Here is an 18,279-nt window from a genome sequence, read left to right on the forward strand (position 1 = left end):
GATTCTACGCAGTGAGAGACTTTATCCTGAATTGTTTGCACCATACACGAAATAATCTGCATAATATAGCTCAAACTTAAACTCTTCAGTTTCCACATGGAACCTCCTATAGACCGCATAAAACTCTCACAAACAGCCAAAGAGCAACTCATCAAACTCAAACGCAGTACCAAAATTGAAAACTGGAACGTGTTGTGTCGTTGGGGTTTTTGTCGTTCTCTTGCAGAACCAACTCCTCCATCACCAGTACCAATACCTACTGACAGCAACGTTGAGATGACATGGTCGGTGTTTGGTGGCGAGATGTCCGATATTCTGTTACTTGCTCTCAAGCAACGCTGTTACAACGATGGCTTTGGGACAAGTAAAGAAACTCTTGCTATACAGTTTCGCCTTCACTTACATCGCGGTATAGGTTACTTGGCTGGCGACCCCAGTATTAAGAAAATTGAAGATTTGATTGAATTGGTAGTCTAGAGCGTCGGTCAAGTAATAACGGTTGACAAAAACATAATTATGTGGTGAATAAGTTAAAACGCCTATTTCAGGCTAAATGTCTAGGTCTAGTTTTTAGCGATTCTCCGTGAGTCCTGCACCAGACGCTACGCGAACGCATAAAACCCGAGCGCCTAAAAGTTCGATTTAGACGAGATGCATATCCTGCATTTGATGTCAACTACTTCTACTTGACTGACGCTCTAGGAAGTGGGGATTGGGGAACTCGCTCTTCCCCTCCTTGTTGAGGGGCAATGGGGACTAGGGACTGGCGACTGGGGAGATGGGGAGATGGGGAGATGGGGAGATGGGGAGATGGGGAGAATTCTACCACCTTACCATCTCATCACCTCACCTCCTCACCCCTCAATCCAAAATCCACGCATTCCCTACTCTCCATAAATTTACATTTATCCGGTTGCCGGAGGAGAATATTAAAACTGTGAAGACAATATTATCAATACAAAAGGTTTTTATAAGCCGCAAAATGGCAACGCTGTTATTACTGGGTTTTGCATCTGGTTTGCCATTGTTTTTAACAGGGACGACCTTGAAAGCTTGGATGACAGTGGAAAAGGTGGATTTGGCATCTATTGGGCTGTTTAGCTTGGTGGCTTTGCCTTACTCCCTTAAATTTATCTGGTCGCCTCTAATCGATCGCTTTGCACTACCATTTTTAGGAAGGCGTCGCGGTTGGTTAATTGCTTTACAGATTGGATTGTTGTTAACTATTGCTCTGATGGCTTTTCAACAACCCAAGCAAGCACTACAACTGTTAGCTGTTAACGCTATTGCGATCGCGACTTTAAGCGCAACTCAAGATATTGTGGCTGATGCTTATAGAACTGATGTGTTAAAACAAGCAGAAATGGGCGCTGGTGCAGCTATTTTCGTCTTAGGTTACCGAGCCGCATTGTTGCTGACAGGTTCTCTAGCGCTCATACTTGCCGATAGGATACCTTGGTCATCGGTTTATTTGTTGATGGCTGCAAGCATGACAATTGGAATTTTTGGTACTCTATTAGCACCAGAACCAAAGCATATTAACCCGCCAGAATCTTTAAGAGAAGCAGTACTTTTACCCTTTGGGGAGTTTTTCCAAAGACGAGGAGTGTTGCAGGGCTTTTTAGTTTTGGTATTTATTGTTCTCTATAAACTAGGTGATGCTTTCCTAAGCAGTATGTCAACACCTTTTTTGATTCAAACAGGGTTTACCCTCACTGATATTGGCGCAATTCAAACTGGTATGGGATTGATTGCGACGATTGTTGGAACTCTTGTTGGGGGTGCGATTTTGAGTCAAGTTGGTATTAGTCGTTCGCTATGGGTGTTTGGCGGTCTGCAAGCCGTAAGTAACTTGGCTTACTTTGTACTCGCACAACTTGGTAAAAACTATCAGTGTTTGGTACTCACCATTAATATAGAGAACTTTTGTGGTGGATTGGGAACAGCAGCGTTTGTTGCCTTTTTAATGAGCCAATGCAATCAGCGCTTTTCTGCAACTCAATATGCTTTACTATCTAGCTTTATGGCTGTCAGCCGTGATGTTTTGGTTGCTCCATCTGGAGTTGTAGCAAAAAGTATGGGTTGGCCAGCATTTTTCTTAATCAGTATCGTCGCTGCTGTACCCGGTTTACTTTTACTACCATGGTTTGCTCCTTGGAATCAACAACCAGAACCAATGAAGAGACCCGGACTTGAGTATGAGGAATAAGAATTATGGGGCAGAAGTTCATCATTAGTACCGCAACAGTTATTCTTTTAATCACTGGTGTACTACTCGGCTACGTTCTTTCTCAGTTAGTTCTGGGATTTTTATCACTTAACTTGTTAACTTTTCTGGGAACATTTAGCCTAATTGTCATTTTTGGTACGCTCTACTACGTCTTATTTTGGGAATTTAGAAGGCAGCAGTCACCATCACCTCGACCTTCTTCTAATGGAAGTAAGCTCCAAACTGAAGAGCGTACACCTGATGCTAGTCTTAAGAATAAGCTGATTAGTCTGCTATCTGGTGACACTTCTACTGCCGAACGACTCGTTGAGCAGGCAAAGCAAGATTTTCCCGGTATGCCAGAAAATTGGTACTGGGAAAAAAGTATTGCCGATTTGGAACGCGATCGCCGATAATTTTATCTTTGGGTTCTCCAAAGTCGCTAGAATAAATTAAGACAGCTTAATATTTCTTAAGCTAGCGCTCGTCATCATTTGCTTTTTCAAGCAACCTGTGTTATGGCTATTTTCCGACAGTATATTGCTCCTCTACTTGTAGTGCTTATATTTTTTGTTGCCCTTGTGGCAGTCAGCGCTCGCATCTTCCTACCCTCAGATATGGCTGCACCTGCACCGATAGGGGAATTGGGAATGTTGTTGGTTAGGAGTTAGTAGTTAGTGGTTAGTGGTTAGTGGTTAGTAGTAAACTAGTAACCATTAACCACTTTAAAGAAAAACATATAACTTTTCCCCACTCAGGTTTGGAATCTCTATTACCAGGTTATGTTATTCGCCGTGGTTCTACTCTAGACCGCGCTCTACTGGTTAAGTTCATGCAGCGAACTTACCAAGAACTTTTTCCAGAACAACAAGATTTTTCTCATTTAGTACAAACAGTCGAACAATATTTTTCTAGTAAAACACCTGTTTGGTGGGTAGATTTTGTAGGAGATGGGGACATAGAAATCAGTTTACCCTCACTCCGTCACTCTTCACCTGTTGCCTGTATCTGGGTGGGAAATGCTATCGACCAGGTACGGGGAACTCGTCACGCTCATATTTTTTTACTTTATGTTGTACCAGAACATCGGCGACGAGGTATTGCTAAAGCTTTGATGCTTCATGTGGAAAATTGGGCAAAGGCTAGAGGCGATCTCCAAATAGCATTACAAGTGTTTGAGTCAAATACAGCCGCATTCAATCTTTACAATCAGCTTGGCTATAACACTCAATCCCTATGGATGTTTAAACCTATAAATAGAGACTAACTCTTCAGTTCATGGTTTGGTTATAAGCTAATTTTATATAACCGTTCTTGTTCCCCAACAGTTTATTAATTTATATTGAATATAGATAATTATTTTTAGTAAGAGTAAGTACCAAATTATACGATTTTCTTATTTGACTACGCTTAGATAGTTGTAAATCTTTTAAGTTTTGAAAGAATTAGTTTAAGGGAGTAGGCGCGTGGGAGTCATTTATATAGGGGATCGCAGAGCGGGGAAAACTCACCTAGCAATGGAATCTTCCAATCCCCGAGGCTACTACGTCAAGGGTTCAGAACAAATTTATCAAAATTTGAAAGCATTGTTGTACGACAAGGCAGAGGGTAAGACACTAGCGACGGAAGCAAGACAAAGCACTTATCGTCGGACTTTAGACCTTCAAGTCCGAACTCGCCTTCGCTATAAGCATATATTAGTAGATTGGTTTGACACAACTGGTGAAATCTGGCGGGATAGTTGGCAATCAAATAACCCACAGGAGTGGAATAACTTTTTAGAGGTAGCTCGTGGTAGCGAAGCAGTTATATTGATCCTACCACCCCATCGCGATTTAATTTCATTGACTTCGAGTGTAGATCCAGAAATTGATGAAGACCCAGGACCGTTCCCTACTTTAAAACAGTGGTGTAATCGATTTGATGAATGGGTGAAATTTTTTCGTCAGGATTTTCTCAAACCAAAACATTTACTCATTTGTCTCAATAAAGCTGACCTATTTTGCGATCTTAAACAAGAAGCCGAGAAGCTAGCTTATAATCCTGATAGTTATGCAATGGATTGGTTGGATCGTCATCAATATGTTTATAATCGCTATTTCACACCTATTCGCGATCGAATCAAGCAAATTGATGCTGTTATTACAGGCTTATCAGTCCGCTGCTTTATCACTAGTGTAAAGGAGCGTTCTTTATTAGAATTGCCCTGGCTATACTTGGCTAACTATTTAGAAGAAATATAAAAGAATATGACTATTAGCAAAACCAAGGGAGAAATTATTACGATTGTTGGCCCTAAAAATTCTGGTAAAACAACGTATTTAGCAGGATTAGCAGATTGGCCTGAAACAAGAGCTAAACAAAAAAAGAGGAGTCCATTTTTGGTTGAACCAATTGGGGATGCGACGAAAAAGCTGCGAGACGAAGCTCGAGGGAAAATTCTTGATGGAGTCTACCTCGAACCCACACAAGTACAGCAGAATTTTAATGACCTACCTCGTTATATATTCAAAATAAAAATCAAACGCTTGTTTACAGAAGAGGCCGTCACTTTAGTAGTTAGAGATTATCCTGGTGAAATTTACAATAAACTAGCCGAAGCCCCTAAGCTGCAAGCTTTGGAACAGGAGTATATTCAAGAGTGTTTGAGACCAGATGTAGTCGGTTGCTTAGTTCTTTTAGATAAATGGGAAAGAGAAAATGATTTGACATACATGAAAGCTATGGAAAAGTTTCTCGATGAAATGGATAAACAAGGAAGGTTACAAGGAGCAAAGCCATTAAGGATTGCAGTGGCTATGAGTAAATGTGAAAGAGGTGAAATTTGGACGGGGCGACTTGACCCTGAAACAGATATATTTAAATCTCATCTTCCTGGAACAACTCAACTTCTACAAAATAAGCTCAAAAATCATGTCAAATTTTTTGCCATCTCTACCTTTGGTGTTTTAGCTTTGAACGATCCTCGTCCCAATCGTAAAAGTGAAAGAAAAATAGACTTTGAAGGGAAAGAAGTTGAACTTTCAGTATTAAGAGACAAAGATGAATGGCGGCCATACGGCATGATTTCACCTTTATATTGGTTAAGCAAAGGCAGGTCTATGCGATATGGTCTTTAAAAATCAAAGTAGATTAACACAGATAACTCCGGGTTCAACAATTCGTGTTATAGGAGATCGTGCCTCTGGTAAAACTACTTACTTGACAGCTCTAACTTGCTTGCGGGATGCTCCTGACAGCTTAGTTAAAAAGGTTATTCCGATTAATGATGAAACTGAAAACATGATCCGTGAAGCCAAAGAGTGCTTGGAGCAAAAACAAGAAATACAACCTACCAGTTATGGAGACAATGGGATAGAGAAAAGCTACTTTTTTAAAATTGAGTTTAAAGAAAAGTTTCCCTCATTCAATTCTCAGCCGGAAATTATGAAGATTGAATGCAAAGATTATCCAGGAGAGTTTTTCCGCGACCTAGTCGAGAAGAAAAATCCAAAATTGTTAGAAAAATATATTAAGGATGCTGTGGAAGCAACTGGCATCCTGTTTTTAATTGATGGGACTGCTCGTCGCAAAGACAGCTATTACGCTAGCTGCCTTCAAGAATTTTTAGTTAAGCTTGATAGATTAACTCCCAAAAATACAAAAACTCGTAGAATTGCTGTCGCCTTAACAAAGTGCGATTTGAGCGAATTATGGATACATACTGACAATCCTAAAGAGAAGATTTTGGCTCGTTTTGAAGGAGTACATGGACAATTACAAAACTTTGACAATCTTAATGTAGAATATTTTGCCACTTCTGCCTTCGGAATGTTGGGGAGTGAGCGCGAAACATCTAATTCCACGATTATTAAGTCTGATGATAATGGTACACGAGCTGTTATCCAAGAATCAGATTCAAAATTGTGGCGACCTTTTGGTCTTATTGAACCATTATACTGGTTATATACAGGAAAACGATAAATATTCTTATTAGAATTTCTCAATCCTTAAATAAGGATAAGGGTTAGACAGATGGCTGATTGTATTATTCATGAATTTAGCACGGGAATAGAGCCAGATAAAACATCAGATGGCTATTGGTATTCGCGAGGTTTTACAGGAAGGTGGATGAATTCCACACTTGATAGAGTTCCAGATGCCGTGGAACGCGCAATTAAGAATAGCGAGTTTGAAACTAAAGGTTATTCTAGGACTCATCCAGCAATTATTGGTCGCGTTGTCCGAGGATATCATGATGATTGGTCAGTTGTGGCTGTTGCTACTTTAGGAAAAGATGAATCTCGTTCTTTCACTACATTTCGTTACTTTTTATGTGAAGGTAAAGATAACCTATGCATAATAGTAGGTTGGCTTAATGACCGGGGAAAAAACAAAACAATACCTACTTTCGATCCATTCTATAAAACAGAACCAATTGAGATTCATAGGGAGACTGTCAGGAATTATAGACACGACTCTGAGAGGATATCTACTCAGCTGAATAATAAAGAATTTATAGACTGGTTAGAGAGAAATTCACCTCCTCCTATCACCGTCACACCAAAGAAATATCCGCTGTTAGCTATTGACGGAATAGCCACTAAGATAGCTAGAGATAACAATTCCCTTGTTTCTTGGTCATATAACGTTGAAGCCTTAGAGCGACCCGATCTGTTCTTGGTTATTCAACCTGCTAGTCATGAAGCATATAGCAGAATGAACACAAGCGCTCGCATTTCTAGACTTCCTGTTCCAAGGACAAACGAGCCAGACTTTAAGTTGGCGATTCAAAGTTTGATGAAGTCAGAAAATCTTTATGATAACCTTAGAATTATCAATGATACGTTAGAACGTTTAGAGAAGAATGACCGGGCAAAAGAGGAATTGAGCAATATTTTTGAGGAACTAAGTATAATAGCAAGCCATAGTCCTATAGAACTTTTAACTTTAAAGGCTCTTGTGCTTCCCGAAACGTTAGCAACAGAATATTTGTCATCTATACATTTGGATATTGATGAAAAATTCCCCTTAAATTTACTTAATCAACCTCCCTTGAATTTACTATCTCAACACCAAAATGATATCAGAAAAAAATCATTAGATTTTCAAAGTAAGTTACGCAAAAAAATAGAAGAAGTAGATCGAGAATTCTTCTCCCAATTACATTTTAAATTAAGAGAAGGATTCTCGATTATAATAGAAGAATTTTTTAAAAACCCTGTATCTAAAAATATATCTAGTCGTACTTTAATTTGGTTAGCAAATGCTCCAGAAAGTCTTTGGCAATTAGGCTGTGATGAAGGTCTCCTAAAGAAAGTTAGCAATGATTTAAGCAATTTATATGTCATATATCAGCCGAGAAAGAAAGGAGAATCAATACCTACAGAAATAAAAACAGAAATGAGAATTTGGGACGATTTAATAAAAGGTTACTGGCAGTATTTTAAAGATAAAAAGGATTTCAAACCTCTCGCAAACTCAAAGTATAAAACCCTTGCTATCATCTTTTCTAATAAAAAATTAGCTAATTCATTATTAGCTAACCAGTTAGCTGCTTTCTTTTATAAAGTCAGTACTAGAAATATTCCTCGGGAAATACTTGAAAGATTACAAAATGAAAGAGTTTATCAAGTATTTGGAATCAATATTACTAATGCTATTGAAATTATAGGTAAGACAAGTCAAATAGAATTGTTCATTAATTTATTTCTCTATAGTTTAGGTTCGCTCGTGGGAATAAGAATCATAGACAATTTGTGGCAAAGGGTTGTTTTTATTCTTGTGGCAACTATATTAGTTTCTGTATATTTGATTGGAGAACAAAAGCAGAGTAGAATAATATATTTCTTTAAAAATATATCTTTATCACTCATGTTGTTTGCATTCATTCTTGGTAATTTAATTGTTAATGATTCTCCAAATATTGTACAGAAACCACCTCAAGCTTTCCAAAGTCCAGTGAGTCGAGATATAACTGAGTCTCAGATCGTTCAAGCAGTTGAGACATTTACTGAACCAAACAAAACTCGTGATGCGATCGGGAAAATTACAGAAAATCTTCTACAGGATAACGAATTATACGGATATGGAGTTCAAGAGCGGGATATTATATCAGCATTTAAAGACGTTGTGGGCTTACAGACAAGTGTTAGTTATGCTGGAATACTTAAATATATAGAACAGAATCCAAAGAACAAAAAGGGGAGGATACAAAACTTGAAGCCATTGGTAACGTCAATTTACAAGTATCAAGCGAGTAAGAAAATAAAAGCTGATGGAGTTATTGACTTAATAGACAAGCCGGACAAAAACCCTAAAAGCACAATGCAAGTTTTACAGGAAGATATTAAAGCAAAACTTATGAATAATGAAAACAAGACAAATGAACAGTAAAAGAACTTGTAATCCTGAATTTACTTGAGGTAGGATTCAGATATGAAATTATGCGTCTACATATTATGCGGAATCAGCTTTGCTTCTATAGGCTGGAACCTGAGTCAATTCATCATTGACTATGTAGATTGGTTGAAACTATTTCCAGAGGTCGTTCAATCTTCCTGTGTAGCTGCTTCTCTCTCAGTAGGAACGGTACTGACTGAGATTTTCTTAAGTAATCCTACTAGATTCAAGTTAAACCTACTTAGGCTTGGCGCACCTGTTGCTACCGCAGTAGGACTGGGGTTTTTTATTGGTCTGATCGCCGGTGGTTTATCTCAAATTCTGCTTATACCCTTCATTCGTGATTTCTTATTCTTCTTTGGAACCCCCCCTGTGGTCAGAATTATTCGTTGGATGATTATTGGTATTGCAGTTGGACTGGCAGAAGGGTTAAGTTGGCGCTGGCGCAGTGTTGAAGCTGGGAAAAAGAGGCGTTCTCAACAACGGCTTAAGAATAACCTGATAGCAGGAATGGCTGCTGGTTTCATAGCAGCGATCGTATTTGAGTTCCTACGATTATTTATTAAGTCATCATTAGAGACAATACAAGAGGACTTTAAACAAAACTGGGACACCTCAATCTTAGGATTTGAAAATTTTTTAGGTCTTCTCATATTAGGTTGTGTGCTTGGTGTAGCCTTTAGATTCGCCACTTCTCCTAGCTACGTAGCTGCTTTAAGGGCTGGTACGGGCTTTGAATACAATCCTTACGATGAAGAGCCTGCAAAAATTAATAAACTTAAGCTAATTGAGGTTAAAGACAAAAACAATAATAGCAAAAAGAGTGACTATAGGTTGGAATTTGTCAGTAACGAAAACCTAGATATAATTGAAGAAGGTTTATCAATTCAATTGCCAGAAAAAGGAACTATCACAATCGGTTCGTCTTCTAAAGTGTATATCTGTATTCCAGGGTTACCTCTCCATATTGCTGATTTGGATATAGAAGAACATAGAACATCCTTAATACCAAATAAAAAACACTATAAGCGTATATCAGTTGATGGAAAGTTTTTAGATTCCACGAATCCATATCCTTTGAAACATAACTCTATCGTGGCTTTTTTTTGTGAAAATCCTAGAAAAGATGATAAAAAGATGTTCCGCTTTGTCTTCTATAATCGCTTTTTAGATCCGGAGGGATAATGAAGATGAGTGATAATCGAGCTTGGGCAAAGAGATTTAAATTTTGCTTATTGCCGAAAAGTCCTATTTGGTTGTTTCTATCTATAATTCTTGCTACTTACCATGTTCCTAGTTGGAGTCAGATAAAGGTTAATGAAAATCGTGACACTCGGATTAGCATTACTCCTCAAGTTATTGGAGATGAGGTCACACTGCGCGTTCAGGTTAGAAAAAACAATAAACTTTTGACAAACTTAAAGCAGAAGGACTTCTCTGTTCGTGTAGACTGTAAAGAAAATAACATAAGTAGTTGTGAAACCGTTCCCTTTAAGTTTATAACGCCTAAAGAATCTAAGCCATTACCAACACGGATTGTGTTACTTCTAGATCTTAGTGGCAGTATGATAAAGCTTGATGAAGGAAACGAACAACCTAAGCTACAGGGCGCAATTGATGCGATTAAAGAATTTACTCAGGTATTAGCTGAACGTGGTAACAATACACAAATGGTTATTGTACCCTTTAGTAGTGATTACAAAGATGAGAATGGTCGTTCCATCTGTTCGGGAGAACCAGTAACAAAACAAACTTTAGACAGATTTGCGCCAGCCAGCGATCCACAACATCAAACGGATTTACGTCAACTCAAAGACGCTCTGAGTAAAGATAGAGAGGCCCCATCTAAAAATCAACCCAAAAAACGTATTTGTGGTGAAACTAATCTTTATCAATCTCTAGCTACAACTCTAGATTTTTTAGGTAATTTAAATTTAGAAAATCAATCTCAGAGTGTCGGTTTCAGCCAGTCTCCTAGATTGCACGTAGTTCTACTGTCAGATGGTTTTGATACTGTGGGGTTCGATCCAGGACAGAAGGATATATGCCATCCTAGCCACTTTGAAAAACTCAAAACTGAATATCTGCGACGATATGCTGGAAAGATTAGAGTTCATACTGTTGGTTATGGTCTCACTCCAGAAGAGCTTGGACAACGCTACAGTGTTCTTAAAGGTAAGCCTGCTAAATGCGAAGATCGTGAAAAATTCAGCGGGGAAGAACGCAAAAATTTTGAGAACGAATTAGTGGATCGGGAGCACTTAAAGGAAATTGCTGATTTAACTGATGGAACTCCCGAGTTTTCTGGAAATGCTAGGGAGATTGCTCAAAGATTTCAAAATATTTTGGATATTATTCTTGACGAGTACCAGATAATTTACACGCAGAAAAATGCTGATACAGCTTCCCGACATAATGCCTTTGTTAATGTCAGATCTATTGGCGATCGAGAAGTAAGTTACAGTATACCCTTTGTCTTCCAAGTACCATCTCACATCAGATTTTGGACAATACCTCTTTTCGTCATTGTACCCCTCGGTTTAAGCATACTATTTTTATATTTATTAGCAATAGATATAAAGAAATACAATTAGGTTGGACAAGCAAAGCTAGAACACTAATTCAGTCTTCGAGATTAAGGCTTCTATTAATAATTATTAAGAATTATTTGTGTTATAAGTTCTATAGGAGCAATAACAAGCTTACTTCCAGTTATGGTCAGATACAAGTTGTTTCTAACACTGCAAGATAATACAGGTGAGCGACCAGAGTATACACTTCACCTTAGTCAAGATCAAGAAAACAGTCCCGATCGGATTTTTGACTATGAGGTTCGCGAACAAATTCGCAGCCAGTTACAGAATCAAAGCCAACGTCAAATCAATGAGACTCATCTTAGCCATATAGTTAGTAATTGGATTCGAGATATCAAACTAGGATACCGGGAAACTGTAATTTCGTTGAATTTGCCCTTAATATCAGAAGCGAGTATTGAGGACTTGAAAGAGGGAGGCTATCGAGATTTACCTGCTCCCATTCCTCCAGATTCTGAGAGTATAGAACCCCAAGGTGGAGCGCTCCCATCCTTAATCTTTTCTTAAGACATAAAATAGCCATCACGAGCTGCATACACTAAAGTAAATGAAAATTTTTCTTCCCTACCCCCTACCCCCTACCCCCTATTTTCAAGACAGTAGGAGCCTTGCTGAAAATGTTAAACGTCACAATTACACCTCATCGCGAGTTTTTGCCAGCTGATACCGTCGAGCAAAAATTGTTTCTTATGATGAAAATGCGTCCGACTAAACAGGTGGCAAGTTCTCGACCATCTACCGCTTTTGTATTGCTTATTGATACTAGTGGATCGATGGATGAAGTTGTAATTGGCAATCCACAAGCAACAGGCAGAACCTATTATGATGATGGTAAAGAATGGATGGAAGTGACAGGGGCTAAGTCTAAGGGAGAAATAGTTATAGAATCCCTACTTGCACTGGTTCATTCAGGCAAACTAAGCCAACGTGACAAAATTGCAATTATTCGATTTAACGAGCAAGCTATGCCCGTAATTGGACTGACATCGGCAACAGAAATCAGCCAGTTAGAGGGGGCGATCGCTCAACTTCGTCACTGTTCTGGTGGTACCCGGATTGGGAATGGTTTGCGCCAAGCCTTAAGTACCCTTTCTGACCAACAAATGACTTCTTGTCGCACCTTGCTATTTACCGATGGTCAGACGATAGATGAAGATATTTGTCGAGAGCTAGCTAGAGAATTTGCTACTAAAAATATTCCAATTACGGCTTTAGGAGTGGGTGACTTTAATGAAGATCTACTCAATGACCTTAGTGATATTACCGGGGGTCGCTCTTTTCATGTAGTCACACAGAACACTAGTGAAGTTGCAGTCTCCATTACTGATTTACCAAACAAAATTATTGAAGAGTTCACTCTAGCTCAACAGGATGTCGTCACCAACTTAGCTCTTGCAGTCAAAACTGTCAAAGGAGTCCAACTGACTCGGGTACTCCGTGCTTATCCATCTCAAGCTGAATTTCCTTTGAATCAAGATCCCAATCCTATCGGCAATGCCTCAGCAAATGATGAAACCATATTTATCTTGGAATTTACTATGGAGAGTCGTCCGGCTTCCCGCATTCGCATTGCACAACTGGGTCTGACCTACGATGTTCCCGGTCAAAATAAGCGTGGTGAACTACCAATTCAAAATGTTGTGGTGCAATTTGTTGCCGGACAAAATTTTGCTGCCCAAGTTGACCAAGAAGTCATGGGCTATGTACAGCAATGTAACATTGCTCAGCTAGTCAGCGCAGCTGCAAGAGCTTCGGAGGTTGGCAATTCCGAACAAGCTGAGAAGTTTTTGGAAACAGCGCGGCAAATGACCCAACGAGTGGGAAATGAGGCAATGACTCAATCTATTTCAACTGCTCAAGATGAACTTAGGAAAACTCGGAAAATTTCTCCTGATACGCGCAAAACCATCAAAATGGGAGCAAAAGGTAAAACTATCAAAATGAGTACAAGTATTGATGACGAAATTTTAGAAGAACAAATACGTCAGGCATCAGGTACTTAGACTGTTACAAATTACTGTCACAAATCTAAGAGGTTTATTTCATGAGCAAGACTTGTCTGAATTGTGGATATGAACGAAACGCCCCTAATGCAACGGAATGTGAAGTATGTGATTCCCCTCTCTCTGCTAGCCCAATCCAGCCTAACATATCCTCATCACAGGATTCTTCACAGAGTCATTTACTCAGCCAAACTCCTCCACCCGATCCAGTGGTGTCTTATACTGACCCGCCACCCACGATAGATACTGAGAGACTGGAAACACGGGTATCATATCCCGACCCGCCACCCACGATAGATATCGAGATACCAGAACTACAAACTTTGTATCCTGACCCACCTCCCAGCATCCAAATTTCCTCAGCCATGAACATAACTTGTCCTCAATGTAATGAGAGCAACCCACCTAGCACGCAGTTTTGTAACCTTTGTGGGTATGAGTTCCGCTCTCCATCTGTAGAGTCGCTTCAGTCCTCTCAGCAATCTAAAATTGAGGAGATCTCACCTACTCATCCATCTTATTTTGAGGCATCTAATACTGAAGTTCAGCCGCCATCACAGTTTCCTGATTCCAGTTATACTCATCCTCAAAGCAGTCTTTCTAATTCTGTAGCGATCGCAAACACTGCAAGGCTAACTTCTAAACAAGCAGGCTCACCCATATCAGAAATTGTTTTAGAAGATAGCAATCTTGTTGGACGATTCGATCCTGATTCCGGTCCAGTTGATATTGATTTAGAGGGATTTGTTGGAGCCGAATATATCTCCCGCAATCATGGGGAAATTTATCGAGAGGGACAGCAATGGAAAATTAAAGACTTGGGGTCAGAAAACGGTATCTTTATCAAACGTTCTGGTCAAACTCGTTATGGTAGCAGAATTACTACGCCTGAAACACTAAATCCTGGAGACGAAGTCGCATTTGGCAAAATTCGTTTCCTCTTTCAAAGTCCGTAAAACTCAAGCCCAAAAATTTTAGTCATCCTATGACGTTCTCATCCACTGACTCTACGGCTGTTTTAGTTATTCAAGTAGGAACCTGTTTCCACATTGACAGGTTTCGTGTAGAGGTGAAAGCATATCTAGGTTTATTCGCAGATGTTCATTACTTTCATGTCAACATCCTAGCTCTTGAAACTGAAAGCACGCTTACAGAAATGGCTTTGGCAAAGTCAGGATTACTGCGTGTAGGAACTGCGAATGGTAGTCTCGATCTAGAACTAAAACTGCGAGAGGAGCTTGGAAACCATAAAATGGTTTCTGAATTACTCGTTTCTACAATAGAGAATTTAGTATCGATGAATTTCTTATCAGAACAACCTCAAGAAGATTGTTCTGTTAATTTAGAACAGCAAATTGAAGCTGACATTAAGCAGACTTCTTCTATAGAAACCTCATCTTTTGAACGAGAAGTTTCTCCTTCAGAAACTATGATGACATCCGACTCATTAAAGGATACATCAGAGTATTTGGAGGAAGAATTTTTAGAGATGCAACCACTACTATCTGAATCACCGTGCAGAAAACTTATACTATTGAGCTACTTGCCAGAACACGAGAAAACACTGTCAGTTTGGTTGACCCAAGACCATTCCTTGGAAACAACTATATCTTTAGCCAGTCAAGTCTGTCAATTTTTCCGGTATATCTATCAACAGGGGTGGTGCTTTGTTCACATTGTTCCAGCTTTTATCCAAATAGGTACACCTATTCAATTTTTTGATTTAACAGGAGTTCGTGTTGTAGGTGAAAAGCTTAGTTATGGCTTAACAGGAGATTATTGTCCTCCAGAACTTGCTTTAGGTTATCCCATTGATGAGCAAGTGAGTACCTATATCGTAGGGACTTTATTGTATCAGTCTATTCATCATCAACCTCCAAATCTAGATAACCCCTGTAACCTAGAAATCAAATCTATTCCTCGGATTTATCAAATTATCCATATTTGTCTTTCACCGTTTGGAAATCGTTTTTCTCTATCTCAATTACTAAGTATTTTAGTTGAAACCAGGCAGTTATATTCCACGCCAAAAATTCGATGGAACGTGTCCAATCGCTCAACAGTTGGGCTATCACTGAATCGCCTCCAGAATGAAGACAGCTATGGAGTTAAACAACATTATTCAAATCAATCAGAGACGTTTATTTTAGGAGTTGTAGCAGATGGTATGGGAGGAATGGCTCAAGGAGAAATAGCTAGTAGATTAGCTGTAAAAACAGTACTTGAAAACCCCATACCTGCTGAGCTAAAACGTGTGGAAGACCGAGCTTTGTGGATAACATCTTTGGTTCAAAAAGCCAATGACTGTGTAGCTCAAAATGTACGAGAAGGAGGAACTACATTAAGCCTAATTTTAGCTTTTGAAAGAGAACTGATGATTGCTCACATAGGTGACAGTCGCATTTTTCTTCTGAGAAACGGTTTTATCTGTCAATTAAGCGAGGATCACTCTAAAGTGGCTATACTACTTGCTAGCAGTCAAATCACTTATGAAGAGAGCAAACACCACCCAGAACGCAGTGTTTTAGTTAAATCTATTGGCTCGAAACGTAAATTGAGTGATGGCTACATCCAAGATTTAAGCCGTTTTAGCTCGGGATTATCAATGTCTTTAGAAAATGGAGATATCTTACTGCTTTGCTCAGATGGTATTTGGGATTTAGTTCCTTCAGATGAGTTAGCAGAGATTTTTCTTATGAACCAGTCCTTACAAGCTGCTGTCAATGAAACAATAGACAGAATTATCTCTAGGGGTGCAATTGATAATGCAACTATTTTGGCATTGCAATGTTATATAGAAAAGTACTACGAATAAAGCAAAATACAACAGCCAACTCAATTATTAATCGTTGCTATAGATGAATTGTAGATTAACTGTAAATTAACTTAATTAAACAAATGTCTAATATTATTTGTCCAGCTTGCTCTACACCTAACTCAAGTAGTAACTTAAAATGTGTTGCTTGTGGTGAAGAACTTAGCTTAACCTCTAAAAAGACTCAAGAGGTTTCTTCGCCTAACTATTTATCTCCCGGAACATTTCTTAAATATAAACAATATAAAATAGAAAAGACTTTAGGTGAAGGAGCTTTTGGAATCACATACAAAGGTATTGATTTAGTTAATAACTCTAGATCTGTTGCTATTAAAGAACTTTGGCCAAACAGGGGTGCTAGACAAGGTTCAAAGGTTATATGGCCATTTTCTGTACCCCCAAAGGAACGCCAAGTGCAAATACAAAAATTTAAAGATGAAGCACAATATCTTCAATTATTAACTCAATCTAAGCATCCCAGTATTGTTAAGGTATTTGATTTTTTTGAAGAAAATAATACCATATACATAGTAATGGATTTTATTAATGGTAAAACTTTGTACAAAATTTTACAAGAAGAGGGGCCTTTACCAGAAAGTCGCATAACAAAATATTTTAAGCAACTAGCGTATGCTCTTCAGAAAATTCATGATGCTGACCTGTTACACAGAGACATCAAACCAGAAAACATCATCATTAATTCTGAAGACAGAGCAGTATTAATAGACTTTGGTGCTGCTAGAGAATTTTTAGCAGGTCGCAGCAAAAATATGACACGCATTTGGACACCAGGGTATGCTCCTCCCGAGCAACATCTTCACCGAGCTATACGTCATCCTAGTGCCGACATTTATTCTCTATGTGCGTCTATGTATGAGTTACTTACTGGTAAAACTCCTGCTGATGCACTAGAGAGAATGAATTCCGGTAAAGATCCCTTGATTCCTCTTCGCCAGTTAGCTCCCCAAATCAGACCCTTAATGGAAAAAATTATATTAACTGGGATGAAGATGAAATCTGAGGAGCGATTTCAGAATGCAAACCATTTGATTGAAGCGCTAAAAGGCAACTTTATTTCTCCACTTCTCATTAAGGCAAGAGAGTTAGTTAAGCAAGGTAAATTATCAGAAGCAATTAAAGTTTACGAGCAATGTCTGATAGATGAACCCGATAATGGTAAAGCAATGGTTGAACAAGCCATTGTCTTAGTTCATCTTGGCGATCCTCGAGCAGAAACCGTGACTCTTGAAGCAATCAAACTACAGCCAAATGATGGAAGACTTTATGGCATCTTAGGGCTGCTTAACTGTCGTAGATCTGACTGGTCAGAAGCTGTTCAACAATTACGTTACGCAACTAATTTGGTTCAGGATCGATCTTGGATATGGGCTAATTTCGGATGGGCGCTTGCAAAGTGGGGTGATTGGAAGCAAGCAGAAATGGCAATAGACGAAGCACTGAGACTCGACAAAAACTCAGCGTTTGCATTGGGGATTAAAGCTTGGATAGCTGTGAATCAACAACACTGGAACTCTGCAATTTTACCTGCAAAACAAGCGATCGAGAAATCCAAACAACCTAACTTTAAAAATGCAAGCGCTCTACAAGCATGGGTATATCCTTGCTTACTGATTGCACTAGAGAGAACAGTTAGCAAACCTAATTTTGAACTCGATAGGTACTTGCAGGAATATATAGCTCAATTACCTGATAGTAGTTTTGCGTATGGTTTTAAAGGTTGGTTGCAATCATCACAGGGTCAATGGAATCAAGCCTTGGCTGAATTTAATCAAGCACAAGCAGTATCTAAACCAAAAGTACCTGCGTGGGTACTTCTCAATTTAGGGATTTGTCATGAAAACTCTAAGAATACTCCAGCAGCAATCCAAATCTATAAAGAATTTAATCAAATCAATCCCCAAAATGACTTTGTTCTATTTCGTTTAGGTACGTTACTAGGACAAGAAGCTCAACGGTTAGGACAACCGGAATTATGGTCAAAAGCCCTTTCATGTTTAGAACAAGCAGTGCAGATAAGACCCGATCGTGCAGAAGCTTACCACAATCTTGGTTGGGTTTTGCATCAGATTAAAAACAATAATGGTTTGAATAATAACTATGTAAAATTGTTGGCAGCATATCGTCGAGCAGTCCAACTATATGAACAACAAAATCAACAAAATCCAACGAAATTAGCTCAAAGAATTAAACACGCCTTCCAATTAATTGGAGTTCCAATTTAAAACCTGTTTTTCAAGTTCTTTAAGTAAGAGGAGT

The 18,279-nt window shown here is 38.9% G+C and carries 16 protein-coding genes; all 16 read left to right on the plus strand.

All coding sequences use genetic code 11. The features are described 5' to 3' along the window. Positions 1-96: 96 nt before the first annotated feature. The 16 genes from dndE to ACKTT2_RS48750 all read left to right on the plus strand — a co-directional run bounded on the left by dndE (position 97) and on the right by ACKTT2_RS48750 (position 18,245). A complete protein-coding gene (gene dndE, locus ACKTT2_RS48675; protein WP_407900329.1) occupies positions 97-477 on the plus strand; it encodes a DNA sulfur modification protein DndE in 381 nt (126 codons plus the stop codon). Positions 478-982: 505 nt separating this feature from the next. Further along, positions 983-2,209, plus strand: a complete 1,227-nt coding sequence (locus ACKTT2_RS48680; RefSeq protein ID WP_407900330.1) for an AmpG family muropeptide MFS transporter — start codon at positions 983-985, stop codon at positions 2,207-2,209. A gap of 5 nt (positions 2,210-2,214) precedes the next feature. Further along, a complete protein-coding gene (locus ACKTT2_RS48685) occupies positions 2,215-2,625 on the plus strand; it encodes an RDD family protein (RefSeq protein WP_407900331.1) in 411 nt (136 codons plus the stop codon). Positions 2,626-2,727: 102 nt separating this feature from the next. Then, positions 2,728-2,880: a DUF8624 family small hydrophobic protein gene (locus ACKTT2_RS48690; protein WP_166481815.1), complete on the plus strand. Its 153-nt coding sequence runs from the start codon at positions 2,728-2,730 to the stop codon at positions 2,878-2,880. Between the two features lie 20 nt (positions 2,881-2,900). Further along, a complete protein-coding gene (locus ACKTT2_RS48695; RefSeq protein WP_407900332.1) occupies positions 2,901-3,476 on the plus strand; it encodes a GNAT family N-acetyltransferase in 576 nt (191 codons plus the stop codon). A 199-nt stretch (positions 3,477-3,675) separates the two neighbouring features. Next, positions 3,676-4,452, plus strand: a complete 777-nt coding sequence (locus ACKTT2_RS48700; protein ID WP_407900333.1) for a hypothetical protein — start codon at positions 3,676-3,678, stop codon at positions 4,450-4,452. A 6-nt stretch (positions 4,453-4,458) separates the two neighbouring features. Continuing rightward, positions 4,459-5,328 (plus strand): TRAFAC clade GTPase domain-containing protein, encoded by an 870-nt coding sequence (locus ACKTT2_RS48705; protein ID WP_407900334.1) that lies wholly within the window; start codon positions 4,459-4,461, stop codon positions 5,326-5,328. Beyond that, positions 5,318-6,172, plus strand: coding sequence for a TRAFAC clade GTPase domain-containing protein (locus ACKTT2_RS48710; RefSeq protein ID WP_407900335.1), 855 nt, complete (start codon positions 5,318-5,320; stop codon positions 6,170-6,172). Before ACKTT2_RS48705 ends, ACKTT2_RS48710 begins: the two co-directional genes overlap by 11 nt. A 51-nt stretch (positions 6,173-6,223) precedes the next feature. Next, on the plus strand, positions 6,224-8,584 hold the full coding sequence (locus ACKTT2_RS48715) for a hypothetical protein (protein ID WP_407900336.1): 2,361 nt from the start codon (positions 6,224-6,226) through the stop codon (positions 8,582-8,584). A 42-nt stretch (positions 8,585-8,626) separates the two neighbouring features. Beyond that, positions 8,627-9,775, plus strand: a complete 1,149-nt coding sequence (locus ACKTT2_RS48720) for a hypothetical protein (protein ID WP_407900337.1) — start codon at positions 8,627-8,629, stop codon at positions 9,773-9,775. A 5-nt stretch (positions 9,776-9,780) separates the two neighbouring features. After that, a complete protein-coding gene (locus ACKTT2_RS48725; RefSeq protein WP_407900338.1) occupies positions 9,781-11,184 on the plus strand; it encodes a vWA domain-containing protein in 1,404 nt (467 codons plus the stop codon). 120 nt (positions 11,185-11,304) lie between these two features. Then, positions 11,305-11,691, plus strand: coding sequence for a hypothetical protein (locus ACKTT2_RS48730; protein ID WP_407900339.1), 387 nt, complete (start codon positions 11,305-11,307; stop codon positions 11,689-11,691). 110 nt (positions 11,692-11,801) lie between these two features. Beyond that, on the plus strand, positions 11,802-13,187 hold the full coding sequence (locus ACKTT2_RS48735) for a vWA domain-containing protein (protein ID WP_407900340.1): 1,386 nt from the start codon (positions 11,802-11,804) through the stop codon (positions 13,185-13,187). Between the two features lie 41 nt (positions 13,188-13,228). Beyond that, a complete protein-coding gene (locus ACKTT2_RS48740; RefSeq protein WP_407900341.1) occupies positions 13,229-14,143 on the plus strand; it encodes an FHA domain-containing protein in 915 nt (304 codons plus the stop codon). 29 nt (positions 14,144-14,172) lie between these two features. Next, the gene (locus tag ACKTT2_RS48745) at positions 14,173-16,002 is read left to right on the plus strand and encodes a PP2C family protein-serine/threonine phosphatase (protein ID WP_407900342.1); all 1,830 of its coding nucleotides are present in this window, start codon (positions 14,173-14,175) and stop codon (positions 16,000-16,002) included. A gap of 83 nt (positions 16,003-16,085) precedes the next feature. Beyond that, entirely contained in the window at positions 16,086-18,245 is a 2,160-nt protein-coding gene (locus ACKTT2_RS48750) for a protein kinase domain-containing protein (RefSeq protein ID WP_407900343.1), read from the plus strand. The last annotated feature ends 34 nt before the right edge of the window (positions 18,246-18,279 follow it).

Source organism: Scytonema hankhaensis NUACC26 (genome assembly GCF_045865695.1).
In the GTDB taxonomy this organism is placed as follows: Bacteria; Cyanobacteriota; Cyanobacteriia; order Cyanobacteriales; family Nostocaceae; genus Scytonema.